At 57.9% G+C, this 1,387-nt stretch carries 1 protein-coding gene; it reads left to right on the top strand.

Going from position 1 to position 1,387, the window contains the following annotated elements; genetic code table 11:
* Window positions 1–116: 116 nt before the first annotated feature.
* Window positions 117–1,306 (top strand): IS3 family transposase gene (locus tag ACCD05_RS31680; RefSeq protein WP_112989818.1). Its coding sequence is split into 2 segments (ribosomal slippage): window positions 117–369 and window positions 369–1,306, totalling 1,191 coding nucleotides; the frame shifts between segments, so codons are not numbered across the junction.
* Window positions 1,307–1,387: the final 81 nt, after the last annotated feature.

Below are 1,387 nucleotides of genomic sequence, written 5' to 3'. Positions count from 1 at the left end.
TCCTGCTTTGTGCATCAGCTTTACGCATGACCTCCTCGTCAAAGGCGAAAGAAAAAACGCGCCTAACGAGCTTGCAAATGAACATAAGAGAGTCCGGCCTATTAAAGGACGGACGAATGAAGAAGCAGAGATTTACGGAAGAGCAGATTATTGCGGTGCTGAAGGAGCAGGAGGCTGGTGCGAAGGCAGCCGACCTCTGCCGCAAGCACGGAATTTCGGAAGCGACGTTTTACAACTGGAAAGCCAAATATGGCGGAATGGAAGTCTCCGAGGCGAAGCGGCTGAAGACGCTTGAGGACGAGAACGCCAGGCTGAAGAAGCTGCTGGCTGAACAGATGCTTGATGCAGCCGCGCTCCGCGAGCTTCTCGCAAAAAAATGGTAGGGCCTGCCGCCAAGCGTGAAGCCGTCACGCATCTGAAGGCCATCATGGGTCTTTCGGAGCGGCGGGCCTGCCAGATCATATCCGCCGACCGCAAGACGATCCGTTATCGGTCAAGTCGACCGCCGGAGGTCGACTTGCGGGAGAAGCTGCGTGACCTCGCCAATGAGCGGCGGCGCTTCGGTTATCGACGCCTTTTCATCCTGCTTCGGCGGGATGGAGAGCCGTCTGGCGTCAATCGCATCTACCGGCTCTATCGCGAGGAAGGACTTTCCGTTCGCAAGCGGAAAGCCAGGCGGCGTGCTGTCGGCACGCGCGCCCCGATCCTGGTCGAAGCGAAGGCCAATGCCCGCTGGTCGCTGGACTTCGTGCATGACCAGTTTGCTTGCGGAAGGAGGTTTCGCGTGCTCAATATCGTTGATGATGTGACGCGCGAATGCCTGGCGGCAATCCCGGACACCTCAATCTCCGGCCGTCGTGTTGCTCGCGAGTTGACGACGTTGATCGAACGGCGAGGCAAACCGGGAATGATCGTCTCCGACAACGGCACGGAGTTCACATCGAACGCCATCCTCGCGTGGTCGAAGGATCATAAAGTCGACTGGCACTACATCGCGCCGGGAAAGCCGATGCAGAACGGCTATGTTGAAAGTTTCAATGGTCGGATGCGCGACGAGCTGCTCAACGAAAGCCTGTTCTTTGGCCTCGATCATGCCCGAAGCGCCATTGCTGAATGGGCTGAGGATTTTAATAATTTCCGGCCGCACTCATCGCTCGGATACCAGACCCCGGCAGACTATGCCGGGTCCATCGCCGCAACCGGCTCCAACGCTGCGCAAGATGAAAGCTACGCATTTCCGCCGGTTGCTACCACCGCGCCACTTGGCGTATTCAAAACCGCCCAGGCTCTAATTGCCGCTGGATGAAAGTTCAGTGGCATGTATGGACGGCCTCCGCGTGGCAAGGGGCAATTTGGCGTTTCTGGCGGATTGGTCGGGTGCAGGCAT

This window comes from Rhizobium sp. Rhizsp42 (assembly GCF_047304155.1).
Classification (GTDB): domain Bacteria; phylum Pseudomonadota; class Alphaproteobacteria; order Rhizobiales; family Rhizobiaceae; genus Rhizobium.
This window is presented reverse-complemented; position numbering and strand designations above follow the sequence as displayed.